At 35.1% G+C, this 6247-nt stretch carries 7 protein-coding genes; 4 read left to right on the plus strand and 3 right to left on the minus strand.

All coding sequences use genetic code 11. The features are described from left to right. Positions 1 to 105: 105 nt before the first annotated feature. Positions 106 to 915, plus strand: a complete 810-nt coding sequence (locus GW534_RS15265) for an inositol monophosphatase family protein (RefSeq protein ID WP_161921840.1) — start codon at positions 106 to 108, stop codon at positions 913 to 915. A gap of 88 nt (positions 916 to 1003) precedes the next feature. Here the strand turns inward: GW534_RS15265 and GW534_RS15270 are convergent, their stop codons facing one another. Further along, positions 1004 to 1192 (minus strand): YlaF family protein, encoded by a 189-nt coding sequence (locus GW534_RS15270; protein ID WP_161921841.1) that lies wholly within the window; start codon positions 1190 to 1192, stop codon positions 1004 to 1006. Positions 1193 to 1387: 195 nt separating this feature from the next. Between GW534_RS15270 and typA the strand changes: the two genes are divergently transcribed. The 3 genes from typA to GW534_RS15285 all read left to right on the plus strand — a co-directional run bounded on the left by typA (position 1388) and on the right by GW534_RS15285 (position 3939). Then, positions 1388 to 3220 carry a translational GTPase TypA gene (typA, locus tag GW534_RS15275; protein WP_161921842.1) on the plus strand — a complete coding sequence of 611 codons (1833 nt, stop codon included), beginning with the start codon at positions 1388 to 1390 and terminating at the stop codon, positions 3218 to 3220. Positions 3221 to 3346: 126 nt separating this feature from the next. Further along, positions 3347 to 3661, plus strand: a complete 315-nt coding sequence (locus tag GW534_RS15280) for a YlaH-like family protein (protein ID WP_246204213.1) — start codon at positions 3347 to 3349, stop codon at positions 3659 to 3661. 77 nt (positions 3662 to 3738) lie between these two features. Continuing rightward, positions 3739 to 3939: a YlaI family protein gene (locus GW534_RS15285; RefSeq protein WP_161921843.1), complete on the plus strand. Its 201-nt coding sequence runs from the start codon at positions 3739 to 3741 to the stop codon at positions 3937 to 3939. A gap of 84 nt (positions 3940 to 4023) precedes the next feature. Here the strand turns inward: GW534_RS15285 and GW534_RS15290 are convergent, their stop codons facing one another. Next, positions 4024 to 4653: a YhcN/YlaJ family sporulation lipoprotein gene (locus GW534_RS15290; RefSeq protein WP_312854688.1), complete on the minus strand. Its 630-nt coding sequence runs from the start codon at positions 4651 to 4653 to the stop codon at positions 4024 to 4026. Positions 4654 to 5531: 878 nt separating this feature from the next. Continuing rightward, positions 5532 to 6032: a molybdopterin-binding protein gene (locus GW534_RS15295; protein ID WP_161921845.1), complete on the minus strand. Its 501-nt coding sequence runs from the start codon at positions 6030 to 6032 to the stop codon at positions 5532 to 5534. Positions 6033 to 6247 lie beyond the last annotated feature (215 nt).

A 6247-nucleotide genomic window follows, 5' to 3' on the forward strand; every position in this document is an offset into this window, starting at 1 on the left:
TTTTCATCACTTTTTTTATTCTATCAATCGGAAACGCTAATGTTGACGAGGTGAATTTAGATTTATTAAGATGGAGTTATTATTGGATTTAATGGAGGCTCAAAAATGGCTGATTGGAAAAAAATCGATGAAATTACAAAAGTTTGGATTAAGGAAGCCGGTGAACGAATTCGCACAGCATTGACGAATACATTAGAAATATCATCTAAATCGAATGCGAATGATTTAGTAACGAATGTTGACCGCGATACGGAAAAGTTTTTTATTAATAAAATTCGTGAAACCTTCCCTAATCACCGCATTTTAGGAGAAGAAGGCGGGGGAGATGAAATAGAAGACGCGAACGGTATTATTTGGGTAATTGATCCAATTGATGGTACGATGAACTTTGTCCATACACAGCGAAATTTTGCCATTTCCATCGGGATTTTTGAAGATGGGGTAGGTAAATTAGGTTATATATATGATGTAAGTCGAGATGAGCTGTTTTCAGCACAAAAAGGTGAAGGTGCCTTTTTAAATGGAAATCGCTTGGAAAACTTGCAAGAAACCTCAATTGAAACAGCCATCGTTGGTGTAAATCCATTTTGGTTAACCGAAAATAAACGAATCGATTATCATCTACTTCATAAACTCGTAAAAGATGCGAGGGGAACACGATCTATCGGTTCAGCCGCTTTAGAAATGGCAAGTGTTGCTGCAGGTTGGTTTGATGCCTATATCGCATTACGTCTTTCACCATGGGATTTCGGTGGTGGCTGGGTGATTGTTGAAGAATTAGGTGGAAAGGTCACAAGGCTTGATGGAAAACCGTTATCAATCTTAGAAAAAAGTTCTTTATTAGTAGCAAAACCAGGTGTACATGAAGTAATTGTAAACAAATATTTAAAAGAATTCGTCGAACAAAAAATTTAAATAAAAAAGGGCTAATTGTATATGCCATGCTGTTATCCAATTTATAGGTCCAGCATTAGCATACGCAGTTAGCCCTTTTTATCGCTTTTTAATCCATTTTACCTTCAGCTTGTAACCTTCTCTTACGTTGGAATCCTATTCCCATAACTACGGTCATACCAACGATAAATAGTAAGATAAGTGCTAAATTTTGATACGAGATGGAAATTGCGATTCCAATCATACAAAATACAGCTAAAAATGCATAAAGCAAAAATACCCATTCAACTTTTTTCATTATTTCTCGCCACCTTTATTTGCTAAAACATCCATCAGTTTACTCCTTAAGTATAATATAATCTTAATTAAAATGCCAAAATTAAAGAAAACGGATACAGTAAAAAAAGTGAAATTAGAAATAGTTTTTTCTTTCCTCCCACCATATGGGGTGTTATAATATGAAAGTTATTTCGATAAGAAAGCAGGCGGTAAAATGAAATTACGTGAAGATATTCGTAATATTGCGATTATAGCGCACGTTGACCACGGAAAAACAACAATGGTTGACTCTTTACTTAAACAATCAGGGATTTTCCGTGCCAACGAACATGTAGAAGAAAGAGCAATGGATTCAAATGATATCGAACGTGAACGTGGAATTACAATTTTAGCTAAAAATACAGCTGTTCAATATAAAGATGTAAAAATTAATATTTTAGATACACCTGGACACGCGGATTTTAGTGGTGAAGTTGAACGGATTATGAAATTAGTCGATGGTGTATTATTAATTGTCGATTCTTATGAAGGTGTTATGCCACAAACTCGTTTTGTTTTGAAAAAAGCATTAGAACAAAATGTAACACCGATTGTTGTTGTAAATAAAATTGATAAAGAAGCGGCTCGTCCAGAAGAAGTCGTTGATGAAGTATTAGATTTATTTATTGAACTTGATGCAACTGACGAACAATTAGATTTCCCAGTTGTATATGCATCTGCGATGAATGGAACAGCTAGTCTTGATCCAGATCCAGCCAACCAAGATGAAAATATGCAAGTTTTATTTGAAACAATTTTAGAACGAATTCCAGCACCAATTGATAATCGCGATGAACCTTTACAAATGCAAGTCGCATTACTTGATTATAATGATTTCGTTGGTCGTATCGGTATTGGACGTGTATTCCGTGGTACGATGCGTGTTGGTGAATCTGTATCATTAATGAAATTAGATGGTACGGTGAAAAACTTCCGTGTAACAAAATTATTTGGATTCTTAGGATTAAAACGTGTTGAAATTGAAGAGGCATATGCTGGAGATTTAGTTGCCGTATCAGGTATGGAAGATATTAACGTTGGTGAGACAATTACGCCAACAGATCATCAAGAAGCACTACCTGCACTACGTATTGATGAACCGACTTTAAAAATGACTTTCCGTGTTAACAATAGTCCCTTTTCCGGAAAAGAAGGTAAATGGGTAACGGCAAGAAAAATTGAAGAACGTCTAAATACGGAATTACAAACAGACGTAAGTTTACGTGTTGAATCAATTGACGCTGATTCTTGGATCGTTTCCGGTCGTGGTGAATTACATTTATCAATATTAATTGAAAATATGCGCCGTGAAGGATATGAACTTCAAGTATCAAAACCTCAAGTAATTTTAAAAGAAATTGATGGAAAATTACATGAACCGTTTGAACGTGTTGTCATTGATACTCCTGAAGATACAGTTGGTTCTGTTATTGAATCCCTTGGGCGCCGTAAAGGTGAAATGATTGATATGATTAATAACGGGAAAGGGCAAGTTCGTTTAATTTATTTAGTACCATCCCGTGGTTTAATTGGTTACAATACGGAATTAATGTCTTTAACAAAAGGTTTCGGTATTTACAACCACTCCTTTGAAAAATATATGCCGAAGTTATCAGGAACAGTTGGTGGTCGTTTACGTGGTGTGCTTGTTTCAGTGGAAAACGGTACAGCAACAACTTACGGTATTATGCAAGTAGAAGACCGCGGGACAATCTTCGTTGAACCAGGTACTGAAGTTTATGCTGGTATGATTGTTGGAGAACATAACCGGGAAAATGATTTAACAGTTAATATTTGTAAAACAAAACATCAAACTAACGTACGTTCTGCAACGAAAGATCAAACAACGGTTATTAAAAAACCACGTATTTTTACATTAGAAGAAGCTCTACAATATATTGATGATGATGAATATGTGGAGGTAACACCAGAATCAATTCGTATGCGTAAACAAATTTTAGATAAAAACCAACGTGAAAAAGCAGCGAAAAAGAAAAAGAATGCTTAATGATTAAAAGAGGGATTCCTAAAATTTAGGGATCCTCTTTTTTTTACAAAAATAAAAATTTCATGTAATATGAACTTATAGAAAGAAATTTGGGAAAATTTGGTCAAAACAAAGGGGAGAGTTCAATTGATTGAAGAGAGATTGACTTTTTTCGCAGCACTATACCGTGTATCAGAAAATCCAGATCAAGGTATGTTATTGTTATATGGGACAATAGTTGTGTTGAGTATAATTGCCTATAACCTAGGTTTTTCACATAAATTACCTTTGTTAAAGTCATTGGTTGTTTATGCGGTCCTCTTTTTAGGCTGTACGATTTTAAGTTTTTTAGGAGTATTTTTACCGATAGCAGAAGGACTAGCTGTTATTTGTGCGGTGTTATTAATTTATCGGATACGGCGTTATATTGAAAATAAAAATAAAAAATCGATTGAAGTTTGAGGTTCGATATCACTTTTCTACCAATTGAGTTGATTTATGTTATACTAAACCTATCCATTATATTTGGAGGTTTAACTGTGAAAGTTCAATGTGTTATTTGTGATGTTATTGAAGAAATTGAAGATGATTCTTCCCTTGCAAAAATGTTAAGAAACCGTCCGATTCATACATTTATGTGTGATGATTGTAATGAACGAATTACGAAACGAACCCTGGAGCGGCTTGCGACAGGTAAGTTTAGATTATATCGAGATAAAAAAGATGAAGATGATTGGTAATTTGTAATATGAAGAAAAAAGAGAGCTGTCCTAATGTTGGGACAGCTTTTTTGATTACACTTGGCGAGGAGAAATTGTGCAAAATTATTCTTCCTTCTTTTCTTTTTCCATATTTGACTGTTTGTTTTGGATATCATCTAACTCTCGTGCATCTTTATTGTTTGTTTCTTTTTTTGGCTCTTCCATTTGTTTTTCAGCATCAGGTGTTTGCAAATCTCCTGGAATCTCAGGCATTAGTCTACCAGTAATATCGGATAATTCATTTAAAATGCCTTCAATTGGTCTTCCATTTTTTATATCTTCGTATATTTCATCAATTCGAGCCATAAAATCTGGGTCTGCTACAACAATAGCATTTGCTCCCATCGGATCCTTTTTCAATGCTTCCGCAACGGCATATTTTATTGCTCCAACTTTTGAGCGATCAAGATCCTTATCGACATCAATACCAACGATCGCAAATCTCCCAATGGCAACAGCAGTAGCTCGGTTCACTTCGGGAACGCTACCAGCTAAGTTTGCCAAATGTTGAGAGATTTTCTGACTATCTTCTAACTGAATATCATCATGTGGTGAATTTTTTACATTCATAAATTGATTTGTCTCTTTTCGTGCCGTGTCTGGTTCATTCGCTTCGTTTTTACTATTACATCCAGATATGAATAATACAGTGGTTAACAAAAGAAAAACGATATACTTTTTCAAAATACCCACCTCAATCTAAATTGGTTTACAGTTAGTTTTTGTAACATGAGGATTATTATGCATGGAAAATGGAGAACATAGAGGGGGCGTGGTGAACAAATATTGGTGAAAATGAGCTTAGGGTGTCATTGAAAGTGTGTTTCGTAAACAGTCGAGGTGATAATAGAAATGAAATGTTATTGATTGAGCCACTCGTTAATTTGAGATGAAATTTGGCCCAAAATGTTATCGATAGCGCTTCTCGTTGACATTATGAAAAGGAGATAGGCCAGAAATGTCATCGACAGAACGTCTCGTGGACATTTTGAGGGAAGATAAAGCAAGAAATGTCATCGACAGAGCGTCTCGTGGACATTTTGAGCGAAAATAAAGCAAGAAATGTCATCGACAGAGCGTCTCGTGGACATTTTGAGAGAAAATAAAGCAAGAAATGTCATCGACAGAGCGTCTCGTGGACATTTTGAGCGAAAATAAAGCAAGAAATGTCATCGATAGAGCGTCTCGTGGACATTTTGAGCGAAAATAAAGCAAGAAATGTCATCGATAGAGCGTCTCGTGGACATTTTGAGGGAAGATAAAGCAAGAAATGTCATCGACAGAGCGTCTCATGGACATTTTGAGAGAAAATAAAGCAAGAAATGTCATCGATAGAGCGTCTCGTGGACATTTTGAGCGAAAATAAAGCAAGAAATGTCATCGACAGAGCGTTTCGTGGACATTTTGAGGGAAGATAAAGCAAGAAATGTCATCGACAAGGCATCACGTAGACATTTTGAGAAGAAAAAGAGTATAAAATGTCCAATAGGCTCATCCCCATTGCTCCAAAGCGTGAGAGTTTCCCCATATTTACAAATAAAAAAGGACTGTCACCCAGTCCTTCTGCAAAATTAATCAATTATAAACCCAGTAACATCAGTAATTGGATTATCTAAATTCGATCCGTCTTTAAACAACACATGTACAGGTCCGTCTTCTTTCAAAGGTTTACCTTTATTCGAGAACTTCAAAATCACTTCTTCCAGCTTTTCTAAAGGAAGTTCGACATTTTCACCGTCTCTAACTTCGAATATAATTTTAGTAGCTTCCGGATGTGGTTCTGCATTATTTACAAATGGTTCAAGTGGGATACCGAATGTCCCCGTTAACATTTTCGTTTTTTGATATTGTTTCTCTGATATTAATGTTGGTGGATTGTATGCGCCTTCACGAACTCCGCGATGCCAATATTCAGAAGCTTTATCTTCATAAGAGATTCCTTCTTCTTGATTTGTTTCCCCATTTGAAAAATATGTATCTAAATCAATTTTACGATCGTCAAATATCCATGAACCAGAGTCTAGTGTAATCGTAAATTTTGTTTTCCCCTTAATAATAAGTATTTGTTCCATGTTGACACCTCATCCCGAATTGTTAGTCTTTTTCTAAATCTGTAAGTCCATAAGAAAAGTATACACGAAAAATAAAAGCGTTGCCAATTAAAAGAAAGAGATTGTTTTGTGATATAATAATTTGTACGCATTTATTAGATTATCATTTTTTTTAGAAAAATAAAAAAGTGACGAAAAAATCTTCCAATTAAATTTATAAAACTTCTTACTTAATC

Source organism: Pallidibacillus pasinlerensis, assembly GCF_009996845.1.
Classification (GTDB): domain Bacteria; phylum Bacillota; class Bacilli; order Bacillales; family Caldibacillaceae; genus Pallidibacillus; species Pallidibacillus pasinlerensis.

Excerpts from the sequence above, each read along its gene's own strand:
- GW534_RS15265 (WP_161921840.1), top strand. The coding sequence starts at position 106 with ATGGCTGATTGGAAAAAAATCGATGAAATTACAAAAGTTTGGATTAAG.
- GW534_RS15270 (WP_161921841.1), bottom strand. The coding sequence starts at position 1,192 with ATGAAAAAAGTTGAATGGGTATTTTTGCTTTATGCATTTTTAGCTGTA.
- typA (WP_161921842.1), top strand. The coding sequence starts at position 1,388 with ATGAAATTACGTGAAGATATTCGTAATATTGCGATTATAGCGCACGTT.
- GW534_RS15295 (WP_161921845.1), bottom strand. The coding sequence starts at position 6,032 with ATGGAACAAATACTTATTATTAAGGGGAAAACAAAATTTACGATTACA.